The following is a 23,998-nucleotide window of genomic DNA, read 5'->3' as shown; positions in this document are numbered from 1 at the left end:
ACCTTTCCATTTTTTGATAGAGATATTGCCGAATTTAACGAATTATCAAATTAACTGGAAAGGCGCACCATTCAGCCATCAACTTCTTAAACCACTGATTGGAGAAGACCATGGCCTACGGATTTTTGGATATTGCCGTCACCCCCAGCGTGCAAGCCGCGCAAGCTTCGATGGGCGCCGACCACCTGTGGCAAGACTTCAAAGGCCACCGCGAGTTCGACCGGTTCACGCGAAACGAGGCCGCCTTTATTGCCGCGCGCGACAGCTTCTACATGGCCACGGTGTCGGAAACCGGCTGGCCCTACCTGCAGCACCGTGGTGGGCCGCGCGGCTTTTTGAAGATGGTGGACGACCAGACGCTGGCGTTTGCCGACTACCGTGGCAACCGGCAATACATCAGCAAGGGCAACCTCGCGGCCGACAACCGCGCCAGCCTGTTCTTGATGGACTACGCCGGCCGCACACGCCTGAAGATTTTTGCGCGCGTCGAAGAAGTGGCGCTGGACGCCGACCCGGCGCTGACCGAACTGGTCACCGTGCCCGGCTACAAGGCCAAGCTGGAACGCATCTTCCGCGTGAAGCTGGAGGCCTTTGATTGGAACTGCCCGCAACACATCACACCGCGCTTCACCGAAGAAGAAATCAGCGCCGCCGTGGGCCCGCTGCGCGAGAAACTGAGCGCCATGGAGGCGGAAAACGCGGCGCTGCGAGCACAGCTGGCCGCAGCGCAAAACTAAGCATGGTCTGCGCCGCCTGAGCCTTGTTCAGCCTTGCCTCAGTTCGGCTTCAACGCATAGGCGATCACATAGTCACCACGGTCGGGCGACTGGCGTGCACCGCCAGCCGTCACCACCACGTATTGGCGGCCGGTTTTCGGCGACTGGTAGGTCATGGGCCCGCCCTGGCTGCCCACCGGCAAACGGCCCTTCCACAGCTCTTGGCCGTTGCTGCTGTCAAAGGCGCGCAGATAGTAGTCTTGTGTGCCCGCAATAAACACCAGGCCACCTTGTGTGGACAGTGTGCCGCCCAGCGTGGGCATGCCTATGGGAATCGGCAGGTGCATCTTGATGCCCAGCGGCCCGGTGTCGCGCACCGTGCCCACAGGCACCTGCCAGGCGATCTGGCGTGTCTTCATGTCTATCGCCGACAGCGTGCCAAAAGGCGGCGCCTGGCAAGGAATCCCGGCCACCGACAGGAAGCGGTTCTTGTTGACCGCATAAGGTGTGCCCTTGAGCGGCACGGCACCCATGCCGGTGTTGACCGCTTCGCCGCCAGCCGATGCGCCGGCCTTGTTGCTCGACGGAATCATCTGAATCCACAGGCCCAGCCGCATGTCGTTGACGAAGATGAAGCCGTGCACCGGATCGGTGGAAATGCCACCCCAGTTCATGCCGCCCAAGGAGCCGGGAAAGCTCAGCGACACATCGGTGCCGGGCGCGGTGTACAGGCCGTCGTAGCGCATCTTCTTGAAGGCGATGCGGCACAGCAGCTGGTCGAACGGCGTGGCCCCCCACATGTCGGATTCGCTCAGGTGCTGGGCGCCAATCTGCGGCATGCCCACCGACTTGGGTTGTGTCGCCGCATAGGGTTCGTTGGGGATATTGGCCTTGTTCACCGGCACGTTCTGCACCTCGGTCAACGGCTGCCCGGTGGCGCGGTCCAGCACGTAGAGCTGGCCGGCCTTGGTGCCCACCACCAGCGCGGGCACGCTGGCACCATCGGCTTTGGTGAAGTCTATGAAGCTGGGCTGCATGGGAAGGTCAAAGTCCCACAGGTCGTTGTGCACCGTTTGGTAAACCCACTTTTCGGCGCCGGTGCTGGCGTCCAAGGCCAGGATGGAGGCGCCGTACTTGTGGTTCAGCGCGGTGCGCTCCACGCCGTAGATGTCGGTCGACGGGCTGCCCATGGGCAGGTAGACCGTGTTCAAGGCCGCATCGTATGACATGGGCGCCCACGCATTCGGCGTGCTGCGCACATAGGTCTTGCCGGCTGCGGGGGCCTGCTTGTCATCAGGATTGCCAGGATCAAAGGCCCAGCGCATGGCGCCAGTGAGCACGTCAAAACCACGTATCACCCCACCGGGCATGTCGGCCTGCACGTTATCGGCCACACGGCCGCCCACCACCACCGTGGTACCCGCCATCAAGGGGGGCGAGGTCAGTTGATAAAACGGATCGGGTGCGTCGCCCAGGCCCGCCTTCAGGTCGACCTGGCCGTTCTGCCCAAAACCCTGGCAGAACGCGCCAGTGTCGGCGTCGACGGCGATCAGGCGCGCATCAATGGTGTTGGTCAACAAGCGGCGCTGGCAGTTGGCCCCCGCAGGCGGGGTGGCACTGGGCACGGGTGTGGCGCCGGCGGCCGTGGGCTGGTCCAACGGCAGCGTGGCGTCAAAGTACGCCAAGCCGCGGCAACGTTGCCACACGGTCGATTTGGCATTGATGTCGCGCCGCCAGAGTTGCTTGCCGGTGTCGGCATCCAGCGCCATCAGGTTGTTGTGCGGCGTGCAGATGAACACCTTGTCACCCACCTGCAGCGGGGTCATCTGGTCTTCAGCACCATTGCCATCACTCACGGCCAGGTCACCCGTGTGGTAGGTCCAGGCCACTTCCAGTTTGCCGACATTGGCGCGCTGGATCTGGTCGAGTGCGGCGAAGCGGCTGCCGCCATTGGTGTTGCCGTAGTGTTGCCAGTTCTTCTGCGCCCGGGCGGCGTCCACCGGCGTCAATCCGGGCCCGTTGCCATTGGCTACCGGGGCGTGCGGCACAAACATGGCGCCGAAGGCTACGGCCAGAACCACCGCCAACAGCGCTGACAAACCCCAGGCACTGCGGCCCGTGACGCGCGGCAACGCCGGATACACCAAGGCCAGCAACAGGCCCAGCACACCGAGGGCAAACAAGCGCGAGAACAGCGGCCAGAACACCCAGCCGGCATCGGCCACGGCCCAGGCGACACTGGCCAGCAGCATGGCCGCATAAAGCCATGCGCCTGCCGCCTGCCCACGCCACAACAGCCCGCCGGCCAGCAACATGCTCACACCCGCAACGGCAAAGTAGGGGCTACCGCCGAGTGTCACCAGATAAGCGCCAAGGCCCAGAAAGTAGAGGCCGAACAGCGCGACGAGCGCGGCCACCAGCCTATAGGCCCAGCCTAATCGCGTGGCCGTTCCTGCTGCGGCAAAGGCTGCATGGGAGGTGGCTGAGGGGGTCTTCAAGCGGGTGTTCATTTTCAGTCGTCCTCCTTGAACCACTGCATTTCAAGTATGGATAGGCGCAGGCACAAATCGCTGTCGCCGGCCGCATTCCTGATGCGGCCTGCCCCTGCACCTTACTCCGTTTGCGCCCCACCGCGCCTATGGGCGTGCGCAACCTTTGGCGGGCCATGGCTTTTGCCCTGCCCCGGTGGCAAGCCGCTCACCCCACCAACCGCACCCCCGCCGGCCCATCGCTCAGCAGCGCCCCAAGTCCAGCACCTGCCCGTCCTCTGGAATCCGCAAGCGCTGCAGAATGCCGGCCTCGGCGGCCGCACGGGTCAAGCCTTCACGCGTGACCGGGCAATGGCTGATGGCTTCCAGGTGGTTGGCCACAACGGTACCCCGGCACAGCCGGGTGAAGCCGAGCACATCATCCACGCCCATGATGACCTCGCCGCCGAGATCAAAGCGTGCGCCGCCGGCAGGCACAACACTGACCTGCGGCTGATGCTGCAACACGAAGTCACGCAGCGCGGGCGTCAGCACCGTGTCACCCGCCAGATAAAGGCTGGGCTCACCGGGCAGTTCTATCAGGTAACCCACACCATGCTCCATCAGCCGGCCGATCACGCCCGCCCCATGGGTGCAGCGCAGCGTGCGAATCCGGCCGCCCAGGAAAGGGCTTGGCGCCGCATGGTCGTGGGGCAAGGGCTGCACATTGATGCCGCGCTGCGCCAGATAAGAGGCGTCATGCGGCGTGCAGATGACCGGAATCTGGCGCTCTCTCAACCAGCGTTTGCCGGCATTGTCCAAATGATCAAAGTGCCCTTTCTGGCAATGCGTGATCAGGCAATGGGTCACGGCCGCAAGCGCCTGTTCGGCCGCATGCGGCAGCTCGACCAGCGGATTTCTCTGCCGTGCGGAAAACAAGCGCAGCGGTGGCAATGCGTCTTTGCGCGCCAGCATGGGATCGACCAGGACGCGATGTGGGCCCAGCTCAAGAATGATGGTGGCGTTACGGATCTGCTGAATTCTCACGATGAAACTCTCCTCGGGTTGGGGCTCATCGTATGCATCTGCAGCGGCCGTCAAAATGGCAGAATCAGACACAATCAATTCATTTACTGCCATGCCCAGCACACTTCGCATTGGCCTTGTCCTCTTCCCCGGCTGTATGCCAGCCGGGCTGCTGGCGTTTGCCGACCTGCTGCATGGCGCCAACCGGCGAACGGGACAAGTCCTCTTTGAAATGCAGTTTGTGGCGCAGCGCAGCGGCCCGGTGGCCTGTGCGCACGGTGTGGTTTTGCAAGCCACACATGCCGTCAGCGATCGTATGTTCGACGCCGTCCTGATCCCGGGTTTCTGGGCCGAGTCGCCGCAACATGTGGCAACCACCTTGTCCGCCAACACCGAGCTCCTGGCCAGCCTGAAAGGGCTTGGCCGGCGCTGCCAGTTATGGAGTTACTGCGCGGGCGTTTGTTTGGCCGCCGCGAGTGGCGCCCTCAACGGCCAGCCGGCCACCGTCACCTGGTGGCTGGCGGACTTGTTGCGCAAGCAATACCCCAAGGTGCAATGGCAGAGCGAGAAAAACAGCATCTTCAGTGAGCGCATCGCAACCGCCAGTGGCGTCAACGGTTATCTGCCTATCGCCCAATCGCTGATAGAGAAACACCTCAGCGCCGAGGTATTGCACGACCTCACCAAACTGATGGTGTTGCCGCGCCCGACACAGCCGCACCAGGTTTTTCAGGCCATCAGCCTCATGGCGCAACCCAACCCACTGCTACGGCGAATACACGCCCTGATTGAGAAACTGCCCGCGGAGCACATCACCCTGCAGAAGATGGCGCAGACCTTGGGCATGTCCGAACGCACACTGGCACGCAAGGTCGAAAGCGCTGCGGGTGTCCCGGCGGGCCGTTATACACGCCACATCAAACTGGCGCAGGTGGGTGAACGTATCACCCTGACTTCGGCCCCCATCAGCACCATCAGCGCCGAGCTTGGCTTCAGTAGCGACTCCAATATGCGCAGGATGTTCAAAGAACTGACAGGTCTCACGCCGGCAGCGTACCGGCAGCGCTTTGCACGCTACTGAATCCAGTGGCTACAAGGGCAGGCCACACTGCACCGGCTTGGCTTCCAGCAGTTGCACACACACCTGCGGGTCAATCCCGACCAGGTAGCCGCGCCGCCCGCCATTGATCAGGATACGCGGCAGCGCGAGTATGGTTTCTTCTATGAACACCGGCATGGTCTTGCGTGTGGCAAACGGCGAGGTGCCGCCCACCATGTAGCCGCTGTGTCGGTTGGCCACTTCCGGCAGGCAGGGCTCGACCGACTTGGCGCCTATCTGCCGCGCCAGGTTCTTGGTCGACACCTTGCGGTTGCCATGCATCAAAACGATCAACGGCTTGGCCGCCTGGTCTTGCATCACCAGTGTCTTCACCACAGTGAACGGGTCAAACCCCAGCACCTCGGCACTGTGCTGCGCCCCGCCGTGCTCCAAGTACGCATAACTGTGCTCGGTGAAGGCAATCTTCTGCGCCCGCAACAACTGCGTCGCAGGCGTTTCAGAAATATGCGCTTTGCTGGCCATGGCAAGACTTATAAGGAAATAAAGCCCCAGCGCTCACTAGATAAACGCAAGAAGCTACATAAAACATAGCGCCCCATAAATCAAAACGCACTGCAGTGGCGGCCCCAATCATGGGGCCCCACGGAACCGGCTTCGCCGGGCCGTAGGGGCCGCCCCCAGCAGGGGGGTTGGCGGCCACACGCAGTGGGCAAGCCTGGGGGGTTGCCAGTTACTGCGCGGGGTCGCGCAGCTCCCAGCGGATCTTGTCGATCTCGGCCAGTACTTCGGCCGACAGCGTGGTACCCCAAACGTCCAGATCCTCGTCCAACTGCGCCACCGTGGTCACGCCAATGATGGTGCTGGCCACTTGCCACTTGGTATAGCAGAAGGCCAGCGCCAGTTGGGTTGGCGTCAAACCATGGGCACGCGCCAGCGCGTTGTAGCGGCGCGCGGCGACAAGTGCCTCGTTGCGGCCCCAGCGTTGTTTGCGCACCGATTCATAACGCGCGATCCGCGCGCCCTGCGGCGCGTCCGGGCCGGTGGTGCCCGAGGCATCGTATTTGCCGGTCAGCAAACCAAAGCCCAGCGGCGAGTACGCCAGCAGCGACACACCCAGGCGGTACATGGTTTCATCCAAACCGTTTTCCACGGTGCGGTTCACCAGGCAATACGGGTTCTGCACGGTGGCCACACGTGGCAGGCCATGTTGTTCGGCCAGGCGCACAAACTCGTGCACGCCGTAAGGCGTTTCGTTGGACAGGCCCACAGCGCGGATCTTGCCGGCCTTGATCAGGCGCGCCATGGCGTCCAGCTGCTCGTGGATAGGCGCCACGGGCAGGTCTTTTTCGGGGTCGAAATACACATTGCCAAAAGCCGGCACATGGCGTGCGGGCCAGTGGATCTGGTACAGGTCGATGACATCGGTTTGCAGACGCTTCAGGCTGTCTTCACAGGCGGCGGTGATTTCGGCGCCGGTCAAATCAGCACTGCCGTTGCGCACCCAGGGCATGCCGCGCGCCGGGCCGGCCACCTTGCTCGCAACCACCAGCTTCTCGCGGGCACCGGGGTTCTTGGCGAACCAGTTGCCGATGATGGTCTCGGTGGCGCCAAAGGTTTCGGCGCGTGCCGGCACGGAATACATCTCGGCCGTGTCGATGAAGTTCACGCCGCGCTCCAACGAGCGGCTCAGAATGCTGTGCGAGGTCGCCTCATCGACTTGCTCGCCAAACGTCATGGTGCCCAGGCAGATCGGCGTCACGCGCAGCTCGCTATGGCCCAACTGAACTTGATTCATAAACTCTCCCATACAGAAAGACCGGAGTTTACGGTTTGCCCGGCAACTTTGCCGAGCATCAGCGATTCAAGCGGGCAAGTCCCAGACCGTGCGCAGCACCGAGATCGTGGCCACCGTGGCCGGATCGTGTTCCGCCGCCACAGGATAAATAAACCCCAGCCGCGCCGCCATACGTGCGTGTGGCCAGATCACCACTTCCTGGCGCTCGCTGGCGGCCACGGCAATGTCTTCGCGCAACAGCGCCAAACCCACGCCAGAGCGCACCAGGCTTTGGGGCGAGGCCACTTCGTCTGATTCCAGCACCTGGTTGGGTGTGAAACCCTGGTGCGCAAACATGTCGCGTAGCAGCGTTTGCACATGGTGCTGCGTCGGTGCACCAATCCAAGGCATGCCGGCGATCTCACGCCAGCCGGCATGCAGCACCTTGTCGCGGATGTTGTACGGCCCGGCAATGCGGTAGTAGACACTTTGCAGCTGCAGCCCGGCGACTTCGCGCGGCATGTTGGGGCCGATGTAGAAGGCGCCCTGCAAAAGACCTGCCGCCACCTGCTCGCGCAACTCTTCGGCGTTGCCGTTGCGGGTTTTGATGTCCAGCAGCGGCAGGCTGCTGACCAGGGCCTGCAGCAGCGAGCCCAGGCGCAGCCAGTCGGGGTCGCCCAACGTGCCTATCACCAGTTGCCCGGTCACCTGCCCTATCAGTTCCTTGGCCTTGCCCACCAGATGGCTGGCGGCGATGAGCACCTGCTCGGCCTCGGGTAGCAAAGCTTCGCCGGATCTGGTGAGCGTGATGCGGCCGGGGCGCCGGTCGAACAGGGCGACGCCGAGTTCATCTTCCAGCGCCTTGATCTGCGCGGTGACGGCGGGCTGCGTGAGGTGCAACAACTCGGCCGTGCGTGTGACATTACCCAACTTGGCGGCGGTGACAAAGGCGCGCAGCTGGTAGATCTCCATGCGCGGATCGCGGCCGGTGTGTACGCCGTTGGCGTTGGCGTTGCCATTGCCGTTTGTCACGTTGGCGCCCTCCCGCGCCACACTCCAAGCTTCAACACCTCACGCATGCAGAAACCGCACCTGCGTGGGGTCTATGCCCAGGCGCACCTGCGCACCTGGCGGGAACATCGCCAGGCCGGCGTAATGCGCCTGGTCCGCCACCATGGACACCTCACCCACACGCACCCGGTAGCGCGAGGATTCGCCCAAAAACTCGGCACTCTCCACCAGGCCATCCATCCACACCCGTGAGGCGTCGACTTGTGCGTCGCGCACCTGAATGCTCACCTGGTGCGGACGAAACGCCATCGCCACATCCCCCATGCTGGGGGCTTGCGCCGGGCGCGGAAACGTCAGCGAACCAAAGCCTGGCAGCTTGAACGTGAGCGTTTCATTGCTCACCGCCGTGACCTGGCCGTCCAGCACATTCGCCGTGCCAACAAACGACGCCACAAAACGATTGCCCGGAAAGTCATACAGGCCCGAGGCCGCACCGACCTGCTGCAAGATGCCTTTGTCGAGCACGGCCATGCGGTCGGCGGTGGTCATGGCCTCTTCCTGGTCGTGTGTCACAAAAATGGTGGTCAGGCCCAGCTTGCGCTGCAGGTGCTTGATTTCTTCGCGCATCTGCACCCGCAATTGTTTGTCGAGGTTGGACAGTGGCTCGTCCAGCAGCAGCAGCTTGGGCTCGATCACCACGGTGCGCGCCAGCGCCACACGTTGTTGTTGCCCGCCAGACAGTTGCCCCGGCCGGCGCTGCGCATAGGCGCCCAGGCCCACGAGGTCGAGCACGGCGCCCACCTTGCGTTTGATGGCCTCACGCGTTTCGCGCCGCTCCACCAAACCAAAGGCCACGTTTTCGGCCACGGTCATGTGGGGCCACAAGGCGTAGCTCTGGAACACCATGCCGATGTTGCGTGCATGGGGCGGTATGCCGGTGATGTCTTGCCCGTCCACCCGCAACTCGCCACGCTGGTGTTGGTTGAAGCCGGCAATCAGCCGCAGCAGCGTGGACTTGCCCGAGCCCGACGGGCCCAGCAGTGCAAAAAACTCGCCGGGCTCGACACGCAGGTTGATGTCGCGCAGCACCTCGGTACTGCCGTAGCTCAGACTGATGTTCTTGGCCTCAAGAGATACCTTGTTCATGTTTGTCTCGTTTTCTAGATTATCAATGTCCGCTGGCGCCGCTGACCGTGGTGCGCGAACGTTCCACAAACCGGTGCGAGAAATAGGTACCCAGGCCCACCACCACCACCGCCAACACACCCAAGGCCGCCCCCGGGCCACGCCCGGAAATGCTCTGCATGTAGAGGTAAATGCCGTAGCTCATGGGCGCCTGGCTTTGCGCCGACGACAGCAGAATCGTTGCCGACAACTCCACCGCCGCCGTGATGAAGCTGGTCACAAAACCGGCCAGCAGCCCGCCCGCCATCAGCGGCACCATCACACGCTGTATGGTGCGGCCACGGGTCGCGCCCAGGCTTTGTGCGGCCTCTTCGAGCGAGATGTGCACCTGCTGCAGCGCCGCCATACACGAACGCAGCGCATACGGCAGGCGCCGCACGGCGTAGGCCAGCATGATCAGCACCCAGGTGGTGACAACGGGTGTGTCGGTGAACGGCAGGTTCACGCCCTTGAACATGCGCAGGTAACCAATCGCCAGCACCAGGCCGGGAATGGCCAGCGCGGCAGAAGCCAGGTGGTCCAGCCACTGGCGCGCGGGCAGCTTGGTGCGCAGAATCAGATAGGCGATGGCGGTGCCGATGATCACGTCCAGCCCGGCGGACAACACGCAGTACAGCAAGGTATTGCCTATCATGCGGCTGGAATCGCCAAACACCGTGGCGTAGTGCTCCAGCGTGTAGCTGTCGGGCAGCACCGAGAAGCTCCACACCTTGGAGAACGACATCAACAAAATGCCTATGTGCGGCGCCAGCGTGACCAGCAGCACCACACCAATCCAGCCATAGGCCAGCAACGATTCCCAAGCCGAAAGCCGGCGCTTTTGCAGCGCGCCGCCGCCCTTTTGCAGCGTGGCGTAGTCCTTGCCCTTCATCACCCGTGCGGCCATCCACAGCGCCAGCACCGAGAAGGTGATCATGATCACGCTGATCACATAACCCAAGGGGTCGTCAATGCCCACCGAGGTGATGCGCAGGTAAGCTTGGGGCGCCAGCATATTGGTCACCCCCATCACCAGCGGTGTGCCCAGGTCGTCGAACACCTTGACAAACACCAGCGCGGCACCGGCCAGATAACCCGGCATGGACAGCGGAAAAATCACCCGGCGGAACAGGCGCCAGCCCTTGGCCCCGAGGTTCAGCGCCGACTCCTCCATGGCGCCATCGATGTTGCGCATGGCCGCCACCAGGTTCAACAAAATGAACGGAAAGTAGTGGATGCTTTGCACAAAGGTCACGCCCACCAGGCCGTCCATGATGGGCACGGTGAAGCCAAAATAATCGTTCAGCAGCAGGTTGACCGAGCCGCTGCGGCCAAAGATCAACTGCAGCGCCACGGCGCCGACAAAGGGCGGCATGATCAGCGGCAACACACCCAGCGTCTGGATCAGCAGCGCACCGCGAAACTCAAAGCGCACCGTGAGGTAGGCCAGCGGCACGGCGATCAGCGAAGCAAACAACACACTCGCCAGCGAGACCATCAGGCTGTTGAAAAACGACTCGCGGAAGATGCCCTGGTTGAAGAAGGTGGCGAAGTGGCCGAAGGTCAAAGCGCCGGTTTCGTTGACAAACGCGGTGTAGATCACCGTGCCCACGGGCACCAGCAGGAACACCAGCAGAAACGCCAGGATCAGCAGAAATGCGGTCCATGGGCCTATGCCGGAGAGGCGGCTGGTCCACGACACACGTGTGGAAGGGGAAGGTGGGGACGCAGCCGGGCCGGCCGCGACAGGAATTGCAGACATGGATGTCCCTTAATCGAAGAGGTTCACCCGCGCGCCGGCCCGGTCTATACCAGCCGGCGCGGGTGGGCCAGGTGGGCGCTTAGAGGGCCGCCGCCTGGTTGGCCAGTTCAGCCGCGCGTTCGTAATTGGCACGCGCCTTGGAGGACCACATTTCCTCCAGCCCGGTGAGCTGCTTGGAAACCGCCACGTCGCGCCGGTTCTTGCGGAAGATTTCCAGGAACTCGTTGTCCTTGACATTCGCCTCGCCCACCAGCGAGGTGTAGGCCAGGCTGCGCGCCTGGTTCAGCAGCTCGGTGCCCTTGGCATTCGGCTTGGCCTTGAGCTTTTTGTCGGCCGCGTGTATGGCCTTGGTGGCGGCTTGCAGCTCTTTCAGGCGAAAGGTCACCATCTGATCGAACATGCTGGTGACCACCTGGTAACGGGCCTCCGACAAATCGGCATCAAACTGCACCTTGGCGCGTTTGGCCACGTCCTGCGGGTTGGGGTAGTTGGCGGGCGCCTTGAGGCTGCTGTAGGGCAGGATAGGCAGGCGGCTGATCTTGGGGTCGAACAACAATTGCTGGCCCTCGGTCGACATGCTGAAGGCCATGAACTTCTTCGCCTCGTCGATGTTTTTGCCACCGGCCACCAGCGCGATGTTGGCCGGCACCACGGCCGTCATCGTGGGGTAGGCAAAGTCCACCGGAAAACCCGAGTACTTGCCGGCCAGGCCAAAGAAGTCGATGACGATGCCCACACCGTATTGGCCATTGTTCACGCCGTCGGGCACGGCAAAGCTGCGGTCGGTCACGGCGGCGGCGTTGCCCATGATTTGCAGCAACTGCGTCCAGCCCTTGTCCCAGCCCTCGCCCTGCAAAATGGTTTCAACCGTGAGCTGGGTGGTGCCCGAGCGCGAGGGGCTGGAGATGGCCACGTGGCCAAAATACTCAGGCCGCGCCAAGTCGGCCCATTCTTTGGGCGCGGCCAGCTTGTGCGCCTGCAGGTAACGGGTGTTCCACATCATGCCGTAACCCGCCAGCGCCTGGCCGTAATAAAGGCCCTGGGGGTCGTTCAGCGGGTAGTTGCCGATCTTCGCCGGGGCCTGCGGGTTGCGGGTGTCGGGTGCGGGCTGCAACAGTTTTTGGCGCGCCAGCACTTCAAACGCGTCGGGGGCCGAGGCCCACATGATGTCGGGCCGCTGGCCGGCCGGCAGCTCTTTGATGTAGGCGATGGAGGCCGTGGTGTTCTTGTTGAGTATCTCGATCTTGATGCCGGGGTTCTGCGCCTCAAACGCCTTTTGGTAGGCCGAGGTCAGTTCCTTGGGGAACGAGGTCAATACCGTGACCGTGCCGGCCTGTGCCAGCCCGCTGGCACCGGCCAATACCGCCAAGGCGGTTGAAGCCCAGATTCTTGAACGCATGTTTGTCTCCTGCATCTTGGTTGATTTGCGAGTGCAATGTAGGCCTGGGAAACAAAGCCGGCCAATCATAGTTTTTGATACCGCACATCAGATTGAGCGTCGGTCGGGTTATCCCCATGCTCCTGCACCCTGCTGAGCTCTTCGTATGATCTGCAGCCATGTCCGCAAACATCTACCAAGCCCGACGCATCGCGCGCTCCGAGTTCATCCCCATCCGCCATCAGCAGTACCACGTGCACGTCTGGGGCACACCGCAGCCCGGTGTGGCGCCGCTGGTCATGGTGCATGGCTGGATGGACGTGGGGGCGTCCTTTCAATTTGTGGTGGACGCCTTGGCGCAAGACCGCCACGTCATCGCCCCCGACTGGCGTGGCTTCGGCCTGACCAGCGGCGCCCCCACCGACCACTACTGGTTTGCCGACTACCTGGCCGACCTGGACTTTCTGCTCGACCACTATGCCGCTGACCAGCCAGTGGACCTGGTCGGCCACAGCATGGGCGGCAACGTGGTGATGCAGTACGCCGGCGCCCGGCCCGCGCGTATTCGCCGCCTGGTCAACCTGGAAGGCTTCAGCGGCCCGGTGCATGCGGCCGAATTGGCGCCCGCACGTTATGGCCGCTGGATGGACGAACTCAAAGCGCTGCACAGCGGCGGCACGCAGCTGAAGGGTTATGCCGACGCCGCAGGTGTGGCGCAGCGGCTGATGAAGAACAACCCGCGCCTGGGGCAGGAACGCGCGACCTGGCTGGCCCACCACTGGGCCCGGCCCGATGCACAGGGCCAATGGCAAATCCTCGGCGACCCGGCACACAAAATCGTCCACGCCTACCTGCCGCGGGTGGACGAATTACTCGCGCTGTACCGCCAGATCAGCATGCCGCTGCTGGCCGTGCAGGCCGAAGAAGACAGCCTGCAGCGCTGGTGGGGCACACGTTTTACGCTGGACGATTATTACGAGCGGCTCAGGCAAGTGCCGCATGTGCGCCGCGAAGTGATGGCCGACGCCGGCCACATGCTGCACCACGACCAACCGCAGCGCCTCGCAGCCTTATTGGACGAATTTCTGCTCTAGCGCTTACCGGAACTGCGCAAACAGCTATGATTTGTGCAGCAACCCTGCGCGGCAAGGCGTCATGTAAAGGGCCCTCAGATGCATGAGAAAATGCCCGATCTGCCGCGCTCCCGCCTCGGGGTCCCTCTCCTCAGCATTGAGGAAAAAAGAGGCGCACCCCACGCCAGCCAGCGCCGGCCTCTTTTTTGACCGAACACAGAAAGCACAACATCATGGACGCAGAACGCATCAACGCCATTGGCACCCAACTCAGCAGCCTGAGCGCGCGCACCGAAGACTTACGGAGGTATCTTTGACTACGATGCCAAAGCCGAACGCCTGCGCACGGTAGACGCATCGCTGGAAGACCCCAGCGTCTGGAACGACCCCAAGCGCGCCCAGGAACTGGGCAAGGAAAAGAAGGCGCTCGACGCCGTGGTGGTCACCATCACCAACCTGACGCGTGAACTCGCGGACAACCTCGAGCTGTACGAGATGTCCAAGGAAGACGGCGACGAAGATGGCCTGATGACCATAGAAGCCGAATCCGCCAAACTCGCCGCCATCGTCGAAGGCCTGGAGTTCCGCCGCATGTTCAACCAGCCGGCCGACCCGATGAACGCCTTCCTGGACATCCAGGCCGGCGCCGGTGGCACCGAGGCCTGCGACTGGGCCAGCATGCTGCTGCGCCAGTACCTGAAGTACGCCGAGCGCAAGGGCTTCACCGCCACGGTGGAAGACATCTCCGACGGCGACACCGCCGGTATCAAGGGCGCAACCATCAAGGTCGAAGGTGAATACGCGTTTGGCCTGCTGCGCACCGAAACCGGCGTGCACCGCCTGGTGCGCAAGAGCCCGTTCGACTCGTCGGGCGGCCGCCACACCAGCTTTGCCAGCGTGTTTGTCTACCCCGAAGTGGACGACTCGATCGAGATCGACATCAACCCTTCTGATGTGCGCACCGACACCTTCCGCGCCAGCGGCGCCGGCGGCCAGCACATCAACAAGACCGATTCGGCCGTGCGCCTGACCCACATCCCCACCGGCATCGTGGTGCAGTGCCAGGACGGCCGCAGCCAGCACAGCAACCGCGACGTTGCCTGGAAGCGCCTGCGTTCGCGCCTGTACGACTTTGAAATGCGCAAACGCATGGAAGAGCAGCAAAAGCTCGAAGACAGCAAGACCGACGTGGGCTGGGGCCACCAGATCCGCAGCTATGTGCTGGACAACAGCCGCATCAAAGACCTGCGTACCAACGTGGAAGTCTCGGCCACCCAAAAGGTGCTCGACGGCGACCTCGACGTTTTCATCGAAGCCTCTCTGAAACAAGGCGTGTAATGACCCAGACAAACGCGTTGCAACTTTCTCTTGTGCCCGTCAAAGGCCTGATCTTCGACATGGACGGCACCATGATCGACTCCATGCCGCACCACTCTTCCACCTGGCTGGACTTCGCCAAGAAGCACCAGGTCAACATGGAGATTGACGAGCTGATGCGCCGCACCACCGGCCGCACCGGCCTGGAATGTGTACGCCTGATCCTCGACCAGCCGGAGATGGACGAAGCCCAAGCCTGGGCCCTGGTGCACGAGAAAGAACAGTTGTACCGCGACATCTTCGGCCCGATCTTTGCCGAGGTAAAAGGCTTCACGCCCTTCTACGCCGCTGCACGTGCCCGCGGCCTGAAGGTCGGCGTGGGCACAGCCGGCGACATCCACAACGTGGAATTCGCCATGGGCCATTTGAAGATGAACCCGCCGCCAGACGCGATTGCGCGCGGCGACGAGGGCCTGACCGGCAAGCCCACCCCCGCCATCTTCCTGGCGGCGGCGCAGCGCATCGGTGTTGCGCCTGAAAATTGCATCGTGTTTGAAGACGCGCCGTTCGGCATCGAAGCCGCACGCCGCGCCGGTATGCGCGCCGTGGGTGTGTGCACCACCAACACAGCTGAAGAATTGGCCGGGCCGCACGTCATCACCTGCGTGCGCAATTTTGAAGAACTATTGAACTCGAACTTTCTGGGGAACCTCCATGCTGCGTGAAGGACAACCTTCGGCCATCTTCCGTGCCGACTACACCGCACCTGCGTTCTGGGTCGACACCGTTGACCTGTGCTTCGACCTTGATCCGGCGAAAACCCGGGTGCTCAACAAAATGCGCCTGCGCCGCAACCCCGACGTGCCCGCGCAAGCGCTGCGCCTCGATGGCGAAGAGCTGAACCTGGCGCGTGTGCTGGTCAATGGCCAGGGCGCATCGTTCAAGATCGACGGCAACCAACTGGTGCTGGAAAACCTGCCCAGCGTGGAAGACGGCGCGTTTGATCTGGAAATCTTCACCACCTGCGCACCCGCGAAGAACACCAAGCTGATGGGCTTGTACGTCAGCAACGACTCGTTCTTCACACAGTGCGAGGCCGAAGGCTTCCGCCGCATCACCTACTTCATGGACCGCCCGGACGTGATGGCCAGCTACAGCGTGACGCTGCGCGCCGACAAGGCCGCCTACCCGGTGCTGTTGTCGAACGGCAACCTGGTCGAGCACGGCAATCTGGATGACGGCCGCCACTTCGCCAAGTGGGTAGACCCGCACCGCAAGCCCTGCTATCTGTTTGCCCTGGTGGCCGGCAAGCTGGTGGCGCGCGAACAGCGCATCACCTCGCGCGCGGGCAAAGAGCACTTGCTGCAAGTGTTTGTGCGCCCCGGCGACCTCGACAAAACCGAACACGCCATGCAGTCGCTGATGGCCTCTGTGGCTTGGGACGAAGCACGCTTCGGCCTGCCGCTCGACCTGGAACGCTTCATGATCGTCGCCACCAGCGACTTCAACATGGGCGCCATGGAGAACAAGGGCCTGAACATCTTCAACACCAAATACGTGTTGGCCAACCCGGCCACGGCCACCGACACCGACTACGCCAACATCGAGAGCGTGGTGGGCCACGAATACTTCCACAACTGGACCGGCAACCGCGTGACCTGCCGCGACTGGTTCCAGCTGAGCCTGAAGGAAGGCCTGACGGTGTTCCGCGACCAGGAGTTCAGCCAGGACCTGTGCCGCGAGCCCTCGGCGCGCGCCGTCAAACGTATAGAAGACGTGCGGGTGTTGCGCACCGCGCAGTTCCCCGAAGATGCAGGCCCCATGGCCCACCCGGTGCGGCCCGACAGCTACATCGAGATCAACAACTTCTACACCGTCACCATCTACGAAAAGGGTGCGGAAGTGGTGCGCATGATGCAGACCCTGGTGGGCCGCGAAGGCTTTGCCAAGGGCATGACGCTGTACTTCGAACGCTTTGACGGCCAGGCAGTGACCTGCGACGACTTCGCGCAGTCGATTGCCGATGCGAATCCGGACTCCGACCTGGCGCGCCTGCTGCCACAGTTCAAGCGCTGGTACAGCCAGGCCGGCACACCACGTGTACATGCCGCCGGCCAGTACGATGCGGCCAACCGCACTTACACGCTGACGCTGACGCAACGCTGCGCGCCCACGCCGGGCCAGGCCGAAAAAGAGCCGTTTGTCATTCCCGTGAGCCTGGGCCTGCTGAGCAGCGCTGGCGCCGAACTGCCGCTGTTCACCAGCGCCGGCGCCCTGCCCGTCCCGTTCACCCATGTGATGACACAGGCCAGCGAGACGCTGACTTTTGTGAACGTCGATGCCGAACCCGTGCCATCCATCCTGCGCGGCTTCAGCGCACCCGTGGTGCTGGAGTTTGATTACGCCGACGCACAGCTACTGGCCCTGTTGGCCCATGACAGCGACCCGTTCAACCGCTGGGAAGCCGGCCAGCGCCTGGCCGTGCGCGCCGCTCTCGACGCCATCGCCTCGCCCGCCGATGTGGCCAGCCTGCAGCCGCTGAACGATGCGTATATTGCCGCCATGCGCGAAGTGCTGCGCCACCCGACGCTGGACGCCGCCTTCAAGGAACTGGTGCTGACACTGCCGTCGGAAAGTTATTTGGCCGAGCAGTTGGACGTGGTCGACCCGCAACGCATACACGCCGTGCGCGAAAGCATGCGCCTGCAACTGGCCACCGCCTTGCGCGCCGACTGGGCCTGGGCCTTTGACACGCACCAGAACAACGGTGCCTACCAGCCCGATCCACTCTCCAGCGGCCAGCGCGCCCTGGCCGGCATGGCGCTGAGCCAGCTGTGCCTGGCCGCACAGACCGATGGCGACACGGTGTGGCCCGGCCGCGCCTACCAGCGTTTCAAAGACGCCAGCAACATGACCGACCGCTTCAACGCCTTGAGCGCCTTGGTCTCGGCTGGTAGCACGCTCGCGCCGCAAGCGCTGGCACGTTTCCACGCCTTGTTCAAGGACGAGGCGCTGGTGCTCGACAAATGGTTTGCCCTGCAAGCCGGCACCACCGACCGCGGCGGCAACATCCTGCCGGCGGTGCGCCAGTTGATGAAACATGCCGACTTCAACCTGCGCAACCCCAACCGCGCGCGCAGCGTGATCTTCAGCTACTGCAGCGCCAACCCCGGCGCCTTCCACCGCGTAGATGCGGCGGGTTATGTGTTCTGGGCCGACCGCGTGATCGAGCTCGATGGCATCAACCCCCAGGTCGCCGCCCGCCTGGCGCGTGCACTCGACCGCTGGAAGAAGCTGGCCGAACCCTACCGCCACGCCGCCCAGGAAGCCCTGGTGCGCGTCGCCAGCAAGAGCGACCTCAGCAACGACGTGCGTGAAGTGGTCACGCGCGCGTTGGCCGACTGAGCAGGCCGCTCAAGCAAGAGTTTCAACTTCAGAACGGAAACCGTTATGTCTCAAAAAATCTCGCTCACCCGCTATCTGGTCGAGCAGCAACGCGTGAATGGCCACATCCCGGCCCAGTTGCGCCTGCTGCTCGAAGTGGTGGCGCGCTCGTGCAAAGGCATCAGCCAGGCCGTCAACAAAGGCGCGCTCGGTGGTGTGCTGGGTGCCGCCACCACGGAGAACGTGCAGGGCGAAGTCCAGAAGAAGCTGGACATCATCGCCAACGAGGTGCTGATCGAAGCCAACGAATGGGGCGGCCACCTGGCGGCCATGGCGTCCGAAGAAATGGACAGCATCTACGCTGTGCCGAATCGCTACCCGCAAGGGGAATACCTGCTGCTGTTTGATCCCCTCGACGGCTCCAGCAACATCGACGTGAACGTCAGCATAGGCACCATCTTCAGCGTGCTGAAGAAGCCCGACCCGGCGCCTGGCAAAGCCGCACACGCCGTCAACGAACAAGACTTCCTGCAACCTGGCAGCCAGCAAGTGGCCGCAGGCTACTGCGTCTACGGCCCGCAAACCACGCTGGTGCTCACCGTGGGCAATGGCGTGGCGATGTTCACGCTGGACCGCGAACAAGGCTCGTTCGTGCTCACGCAGGAAAACGTACAGGTGCCGGCCGACACCCAAGAGTTCGCCATCAACATGAGCAATATGCGCCACTGGGACGAACCGGTGAAGCGCTACATCGACGAATGCCTGCAAGGCAAGGAAGGCCCGCGCGGCAAAGACTTCAACATGCGCTGGATCGCCAGCATGGTGGCCGACGTGCACCGCATCCTCACACGCGGCGGCATCTTCATGTACCCCTGGGACAAACGCGAGCCGAACAAGCCCGGCAAACTGCGCCTGATGTACGAGGCCAACCCCATGAGCTGGCTCATAGAACAAGCCGGCGGCGCCGCCACCAACGGCCGCGAGCGCATCCTCGATTTGCAGCCCGGCAAGCTGCACGAACGTGTCAGCGTGGTGTTGGGATCAAAAAATGAGGTAGAGCTGGTCACCAAGTACCATAACGCGCTATAATCCAAGGCTAAGCCGGTGTAGCTCAGTCGGTAGAGCAGCTCATTCGTAATGAGAAGGTCGGGTGTTCGATTCATCTCTCCGGCACCAAATTAAAAAGCCCTGATTCGCAAGAATCGGGGCTTTTTTCTTGGGCAGGCAGCCCATGGGGCGGCTCAAAAACTGCGTTGCATGCCATTTTTGAGAAAAGCGCTATAATGCTAGGCTTTGCTGAATCAGCCTCAGTGCGTCTTCCTTGTTGAAGGCATGCTGCGGCCCAGTAAATGATCTCTTACCGCCACAGCAACGTGGCGAGGTGCGGCGAAAGCCGTTAATCGTGGCGCACAGTTTTCCTGTGGCCACAGAACAGATGGAGTGTCCTCATGGCACGCGTATGTGAAGTAACGGGCAAAGGCCCAATGGTCGGGAACAACGTTTCCCACGCCAACAACAAAACCAAGCGTCGTTTTCTGCCTAACCTGCAGTACCGCCGTTTCTGGGTCGAAACCGAAAACCGTTGGGTTCGCCTGCGTATTTCGAACGCTGGTCTGCGTTTGATCGACAAGAACGGTATCGACTCTGTGCTCGCAGACCTGCGCGCACGTGGCCAAGCATAAGGAGCAGCACCATGGCAAGCAAAGGCGGACGCGAAAAAATCAAGCTGGAATCCACTGCCGGCACCGGTCACTTCTACACCACGACCAAGAACAAGAAGACCATGCCCGAGAAGATGCTGATCACCAAGTTTGATCCAAAAGCTCGCAAGCACGTCGAATACAAGGAAATCAAGCTGAAGTAATTCGGCAAGATCTCCCAAGCATTCACAATGCAAAAAACCCGCCCTCATCCGGCGGGTTTTTTTATGCCCGGCATTTGCTGCCTTGATGCGCGCTCAGCAGACATCGTACAAACCACCTAAAATCAAACCGTGACTTCCATCCTGAATGCCGACCTGCACTGCCATTCTGTCGTTTCAGACGGCACGCTGACGCCAGAAGCCCTGGCACAACGGGCCAAGGCAAACGGTGTGGAACTGTGGGCGCTGACCGATCACGACGAAGTCGGCGGCCAACAACGCGCAGCCGCAGCAGCCAAGGCCGAGGGCATGCAGTACCTCACCGGCGTGGAAATTTCGATCACGTTTGCGGGTGAGACGGTGCACATCGTGGGCCTGGGTTTTGACGCCCAAGACACACGCATCCAACAAGGCCTGCTCGACACACGCGGGGGCCGCGGCAAACGCGCCATGGAAATGGCCGAGGGGCTGGCCAAGGTCGGCATTCCCAATGCCTACGAAGGCGCCCTTAAGTTTGTCGGCAACCCGGAACTCATTTCACGCACCCACTTTGCCCGCTTCCTGGTGGAGAGTGGTGTGTGCAGCGACACCCCGGAGGTTTTCCGTCGCTTCCTTACCGAAGGCAAGCCCGGCTACGTTCCACACCGCTGGGCCAGCTTGAAGGACGCCGTGACCTGGATCACCCAGGCACAAGGCATTGCCGTCATCGCCCACCCCGGCCGCTACAAGTTCACCGCCAACGAAGAGTACGCGTTATTCAGCGAATTCAAGGCACACGGCGGGCAAGCGGTGGAAGTCATCACCGGCAGCCACACCCCGGCCGAGTACATAGAGTATGCGGCCGTTGCCAAGGAGTTTGGGCTTGCCGCCTCGCGTGGCAGCGACTTCCATAGCCCGGACGAAAGCCATACCGACCTGGGCGCTCTGCCTTATTTACCAGGAGACCTCACACCCGTGTGGGAGTTGCTGGTGCACCGAATGCAATGAACCGACCTCCGTCGACACTCGCCGGCATCGCGCTTGTCACCACCGCAGTGGCGTTTTTCGCCTCACTGGACACCATCACCAAAGTCATCAGTTCCAGCGTCCCTGTGTTGATGGCGCTGTGGTTTCGTTATGCCTTCCAGGCCGTGGCCACCACCGTGACCATGCTGCCCAAGCGCGGCGCTTCGTTGTTGCGCACGGCGCACCCCAAATACCAATGCCTGCGCGGCGCCTTGCTGTTGATGAGCAGCACGCTGGCCTTCTTCAGCCTGCGCCACATGCCCGTGGCCGAGTTCACCGCCATCGTGATGCTCACGCCGCTGGTCATCACGCTGCTGGCCTCCACCGCACTGAAGGAAAAAGTGTCGCCGCTGCGCTGGACGCTGGTGATTGGTGGCTTTCTGGGCACCATGGTGATCATTCGCCCCAGCGGCGACAGCTTCACCTGGGCGATGTTGCTGCCGATTGCGCTGGTGGCCGTGAGCGCTTGGTTCCAGATTCTCACCAGCCGCCTGGCGCGCACCGAAGACCCGTTCACCACCCACTTCTACAGCGGCTGGGTGGGCACCTTGGCCGCCTCGCTGGCACTGCCCTTTGTGTGGGTGGATGTGGACGCCTGGCAGATCTGGCTGGGCCTTTTCATGATGGGGCTGCTGGGCACCGTGGGGCATTTCATGCTGATCCTGGCCTATGCGCGGGCGCCAGCGGCCACCCTCACGCCATTCCTCTACGGCCAGATCGGTTTTGCCATGCTGGCCGGTTGGCTGATTTTTTCGCACCTGCCCGACCGCTGGTCGTTGCTGGGCATTGCAGTGGTCACGGTGTGCGGCGCGGTGGGCGCGTGGCTGAGTGTGCGGGAGAATCGCGCCAAGGCGCTTTCCAAGATCTAAAACACCCGCACCACCCCACACCATGGCCCAGTACTTCGAAGTCCACCCCGAAAACCCACAGGCCCGCCTGCTCAAGCAAACCGCAAGTCTGCTGGATGGCGGCGGCATCGTGGCCGTTCCCACAGACTCCAGCTATGCGCTGGTCTGCCAGTTGGACAACAAAAGCGCTGTCGACAACCTGCGCCGCATTCGCCAGGTGGACGATAAACACCACCTCACCCTGCTCTGCCGCGACCTCAGCGAACTGGCCAACTACGCGCGGGTCGACAACAAGCAGTACCGCCTGCTGAAGATGGCAACCCCCGGCCCCTACACCTTCATCCTGGAAGCCAGCCGCGAGGTGCCGCGCCGCTTGAGCCACCCCTCACGCAAAACCATAGGCCTGCGCGTGCCGGACCACAAAGTGCTGCAGGACCTGCTGGCCTTGCACGGCGGGCCACTGCTGGGCACCACGCTGATTCCGCCGGGCGAAACCGAGCCGATGAACGACGCGCAAGACATCCGCGCCAGGTTTGAACACCAGCTGGCCGCCGTGCTCGACGCCGGCGCCTGCCCGCTGGAGCCCACCACCGTGGTCGATCTCACCGCCATTGGCACCGGTGGCGATGCCGTGCTGGTGCGCGCGGGGCGTGGTGATTTAAGCGCCATCGGGCTTTAAAAGCCTGCCGTTCAAGCGCTGCAGGTCGGGCTTGCCCCATGTCACCGGGGGTATCACTGTACCGGCGAGTCCGTCTGAGACAATAGCCGCGTGGACATTTCAAATCTCATCCAATCCGTACTGATCTACGCCCTTCCGGTTCTGTTTGCCATCACCGTGCACGAGGCCGCCCACGGCTATGTGGCACGGCATTTCGGCGACAACACGGCCGCCATGCAGGGGCGCATCACCCTCAACCCCATCAGCCACATCGACCCGGTCGGCACCATACTCATGCCGCTGATCCTGTACTTCGCCACGGCTGGGGCCTTCTTGTTCGGCTACGCCAAACCCGTGCCGGTGAACTTCAACCGGCTGCGCAACCCCAAGCGCGACATGATTTGGGTGGCCCTGGCAGGCCCGGGCGCCAACCTGATCCAGGCCTTCCTGTGGGGTGTGCTGCTGCACCTGCTTCTGGGTGCGGGTATCAACGAGCGCTTCTTCCTGAAGATGTGCCAGGGCGGTGTATTGGTCAACGTGGTGATGTTTGCCTTCAACCTGTTTCCCCTGCCGCCACTGGATGGCGGGCGCATCTTGGTCGGCTTGCTGCCCTATCGCCAGGCCGTGGCCGTTTCGCGCATCGAGCCCTGGGGTTTCTTCATCGTGATGGCGCTGGTGCTTACCGGCGTGGTCGCTACCTTCTGGCTGCAGCCCCTGATGGGTGTCACCTACGAGTTACTCGACATTCTGCTCGCCCCTATTTATTACCTGGTTCGTTAACGACATGAGCTCAAACCGCGTCCTCACCGGCATCACCACATCGGGCACGCCCCACCTCGGCAACTACGTTGGCGCCGTGCGTCCCTCGGTACGCGCCAGCCTGCAGCCCGGCACCGACAGCTTCTACTTCCTGGCTGATTACCACGCCCTCATCAAGACCGGCGACCCGGCGCGTGTGCAGCGTTCCACTCTGGAGATCGCCGCTACCTGGCTGGCGTCGGGGCTGAACCCCGAGCGTGTGACGTTCTACCGCCAGTCCGACATTCCCGAGATCCCCGAACTGACCTGGATACTCACCTGTGTCACCGCCAAGGGCCTGCTCAACCGGGCCCATGCCTACAAGGCCGCGACCGACCGCAACGCCGCAGCGGGTGCCGATGCCGACGCCGACGTCACCGCCGGGCTGTTCATGTACCCGGTGCTGATGGCCGCCGACATCTTGATGTTCAACGCACACAAGGTGCCCGTGGGCCGCGACCAGGTCCAGCATATCGAGATGGCGCGCGACATAGGCCAGCGCTTCAACCACCTCTACGGTGAACACTTTGTATTGCCTGAAGCCGCGATTGAAGAGTCCGTGGCCACCTTGCCCGGCCTGGATGGCCGCAAGATGAGCAAGAGCTACGACAACACCATTCCGCTGTTTGTGCCACGCGAACAATTGCGCAAGTTGATTGGCGGCATCGTCACCGACTCGCGTGCACCTGGCGAGC

The 23,998-nt window shown here is 62.6% G+C and carries 22 protein-coding genes and 1 tRNA gene; 15 read left to right on the top strand and 8 right to left on the bottom strand.

Annotation, left to right across the window (positions count from 1 at the left end):
• Positions 1-110: 110 nt before the first annotated feature.
• Positions 111-737 carry a pyridoxamine 5'-phosphate oxidase family protein gene (locus ACFQ95_RS24090; protein WP_422835202.1) on the top strand — a complete coding sequence of 209 codons (627 nt, stop codon included), beginning with the start codon at positions 111-113 and terminating at the stop codon, positions 735-737.
• A 38-nt stretch (positions 738-775) separates the two neighbouring features.
• Here ACFQ95_RS24090 and ACFQ95_RS24085 read toward each other — a convergent pair whose 3' ends face one another.
• Both ACFQ95_RS24085 and ACFQ95_RS24080 read right to left on the bottom strand, forming a co-directional pair.
• Positions 776-3,226, bottom strand: a complete 2,451-nt coding sequence (locus tag ACFQ95_RS24085) for a glucose/quinate/shikimate family membrane-bound PQQ-dependent dehydrogenase (RefSeq protein WP_422835200.1) — start codon at positions 3,224-3,226, stop codon at positions 776-778.
• 222 nt (positions 3,227-3,448) lie between these two features.
• The gene (locus ACFQ95_RS24080; RefSeq protein WP_422835198.1) at positions 3,449-4,231 is read right to left on the bottom strand and encodes an MBL fold metallo-hydrolase; all 783 of its coding nucleotides are present in this window, start codon (positions 4,229-4,231) and stop codon (positions 3,449-3,451) included.
• A gap of 91 nt (positions 4,232-4,322) precedes the next feature.
• Here ACFQ95_RS24080 and ACFQ95_RS24075 point away from each other — a divergent pair, with 91 nt between their 5' ends.
• Complete coding sequence (locus ACFQ95_RS24075) at positions 4,323-5,291, top strand: GlxA family transcriptional regulator (protein WP_422835197.1); 969 nt, start codon at positions 4,323-4,325, stop codon at positions 5,289-5,291.
• 9 nt (positions 5,292-5,300) lie between these two features.
• Here the strand turns inward: ACFQ95_RS24075 and ACFQ95_RS24070 are convergent, their stop codons facing one another.
• The 6 genes from ACFQ95_RS24070 to ACFQ95_RS24045 all read right to left on the bottom strand — a co-directional run bounded on the left by ACFQ95_RS24070 (position 5,301) and on the right by ACFQ95_RS24045 (position 12,380).
• The gene (locus tag ACFQ95_RS24070) at positions 5,301-5,792 is read right to left on the bottom strand and encodes an aminoacyl-tRNA deacylase (RefSeq protein WP_422835195.1); all 492 of its coding nucleotides are present in this window, start codon (positions 5,790-5,792) and stop codon (positions 5,301-5,303) included.
• A 208-nt stretch (positions 5,793-6,000) separates the two neighbouring features.
• Entirely contained in the window at positions 6,001-7,065 is a 1,065-nt protein-coding gene (locus ACFQ95_RS24065; protein WP_422835193.1) for an aldo/keto reductase, read from the bottom strand.
• A gap of 66 nt (positions 7,066-7,131) precedes the next feature.
• Complete coding sequence (locus ACFQ95_RS24060) at positions 7,132-8,016, bottom strand: LysR family transcriptional regulator (RefSeq protein ID WP_422835235.1); 885 nt, start codon at positions 8,014-8,016, stop codon at positions 7,132-7,134.
• A gap of 99 nt (positions 8,017-8,115) precedes the next feature.
• Positions 8,116-9,201 carry an ABC transporter ATP-binding protein gene (locus ACFQ95_RS24055; protein WP_422835191.1) on the bottom strand — a complete coding sequence of 362 codons (1,086 nt, stop codon included), beginning with the start codon at positions 9,199-9,201 and terminating at the stop codon, positions 8,116-8,118.
• A gap of 22 nt (positions 9,202-9,223) precedes the next feature.
• A complete protein-coding gene (locus ACFQ95_RS24050; protein ID WP_422835190.1) occupies positions 9,224-10,981 on the bottom strand; it encodes an ABC transporter permease in 1,758 nt (585 codons plus the stop codon).
• 79 nt (positions 10,982-11,060) lie between these two features.
• Entirely contained in the window at positions 11,061-12,380 is a 1,320-nt protein-coding gene (locus tag ACFQ95_RS24045; protein WP_422835189.1) for an ABC transporter substrate-binding protein, read from the bottom strand.
• Positions 12,381-12,550: 170 nt separating this feature from the next.
• Here ACFQ95_RS24045 and ACFQ95_RS24040 point away from each other — a divergent pair, with 170 nt between their 5' ends.
• The 13 genes from ACFQ95_RS24040 to trpS form a co-directional block, all read left to right on the top strand.
• A complete protein-coding gene (locus tag ACFQ95_RS24040; protein ID WP_422835233.1) occupies positions 12,551-13,453 on the top strand; it encodes an alpha/beta fold hydrolase in 903 nt (300 codons plus the stop codon).
• A 212-nt stretch (positions 13,454-13,665) separates the two neighbouring features.
• Positions 13,666-14,770, top strand: a protein-coding gene (gene prfB / locus ACFQ95_RS24035; protein WP_422835187.1) for a peptide chain release factor 2 whose coding sequence is annotated in 2 segments (ribosomal slippage) — positions 13,666-13,746 and positions 13,748-14,770 — 1,104 coding nt in all. Because the reading frame shifts where the segments join, the coding sequence is not laid out codon by codon here.
• Positions 14,770-15,474, top strand: coding sequence for an HAD family hydrolase (locus ACFQ95_RS24030; protein WP_422835185.1), 705 nt, complete (start codon positions 14,770-14,772; stop codon positions 15,472-15,474). The genes prfB and ACFQ95_RS24030 overlap by 1 nt, the downstream gene beginning before the upstream one ends.
• Positions 15,464-18,154, top strand: a complete 2,691-nt coding sequence (gene pepN, locus ACFQ95_RS24025) for an aminopeptidase N (protein ID WP_422835183.1) — start codon at positions 15,464-15,466, stop codon at positions 18,152-18,154. The genes ACFQ95_RS24030 and pepN overlap by 11 nt, the downstream gene beginning before the upstream one ends.
• 45 nt (positions 18,155-18,199) lie before the next feature.
• Entirely contained in the window at positions 18,200-19,222 is a 1,023-nt protein-coding gene (locus tag ACFQ95_RS24020) for a class 1 fructose-bisphosphatase (protein WP_422835181.1), read from the top strand.
• A gap of 11 nt (positions 19,223-19,233) precedes the next feature.
• Positions 19,234-19,309: transfer RNA gene (locus ACFQ95_RS24015), tRNA-Thr, on the top strand.
• Between the two features lie 272 nt (positions 19,310-19,581).
• Positions 19,582-19,815, top strand: coding sequence for a 50S ribosomal protein L28 (rpmB, locus tag ACFQ95_RS24010; protein WP_272548698.1), 234 nt, complete (start codon positions 19,582-19,584; stop codon positions 19,813-19,815).
• An 11-nt stretch (positions 19,816-19,826) separates the two neighbouring features.
• Complete coding sequence (gene rpmG, locus ACFQ95_RS24005; RefSeq protein ID WP_187598336.1) at positions 19,827-19,997, top strand: 50S ribosomal protein L33; 171 nt, start codon at positions 19,827-19,829, stop codon at positions 19,995-19,997.
• Positions 19,998-20,126: 129 nt separating this feature from the next.
• Entirely contained in the window at positions 20,127-20,981 is an 855-nt protein-coding gene (locus ACFQ95_RS24000; RefSeq protein WP_422835178.1) for a 3',5'-nucleoside bisphosphate phosphatase, read from the top strand.
• Positions 20,978-21,868, top strand: a complete 891-nt coding sequence (locus tag ACFQ95_RS23995; RefSeq protein WP_422835177.1) for a DMT family transporter — start codon at positions 20,978-20,980, stop codon at positions 21,866-21,868. The genes ACFQ95_RS24000 and ACFQ95_RS23995 overlap by 4 nt, the downstream gene beginning before the upstream one ends.
• Positions 21,869-21,890: 22 nt before the next feature.
• Positions 21,891-22,526 carry an L-threonylcarbamoyladenylate synthase gene (locus tag ACFQ95_RS23990; protein ID WP_422835176.1) on the top strand — a complete coding sequence of 212 codons (636 nt, stop codon included), beginning with the start codon at positions 21,891-21,893 and terminating at the stop codon, positions 22,524-22,526.
• Positions 22,527-22,616: 90 nt separating this feature from the next.
• Entirely contained in the window at positions 22,617-23,285 is a 669-nt protein-coding gene (locus ACFQ95_RS23985) for a site-2 protease family protein (protein ID WP_422835175.1), read from the top strand.
• Positions 23,286-23,289: 4 nt separating this feature from the next.
• A partial coding sequence (gene trpS, locus ACFQ95_RS23980; protein ID WP_422835174.1) for a tryptophan--tRNA ligase occupies positions 23,290-23,998 on the top strand: 709 nt, incomplete at its 3' end.

It is taken from the genome of Variovorax sp. HJSM1_2, assembly GCF_049316285.1.
Classification (GTDB): domain Bacteria; phylum Pseudomonadota; class Gammaproteobacteria; order Burkholderiales; family Burkholderiaceae_C; genus Rhodoferax_B.
Note: the sequence above shows the minus strand (reverse complement) of the source record. Positions and strands in the feature narration are given on the sequence as shown.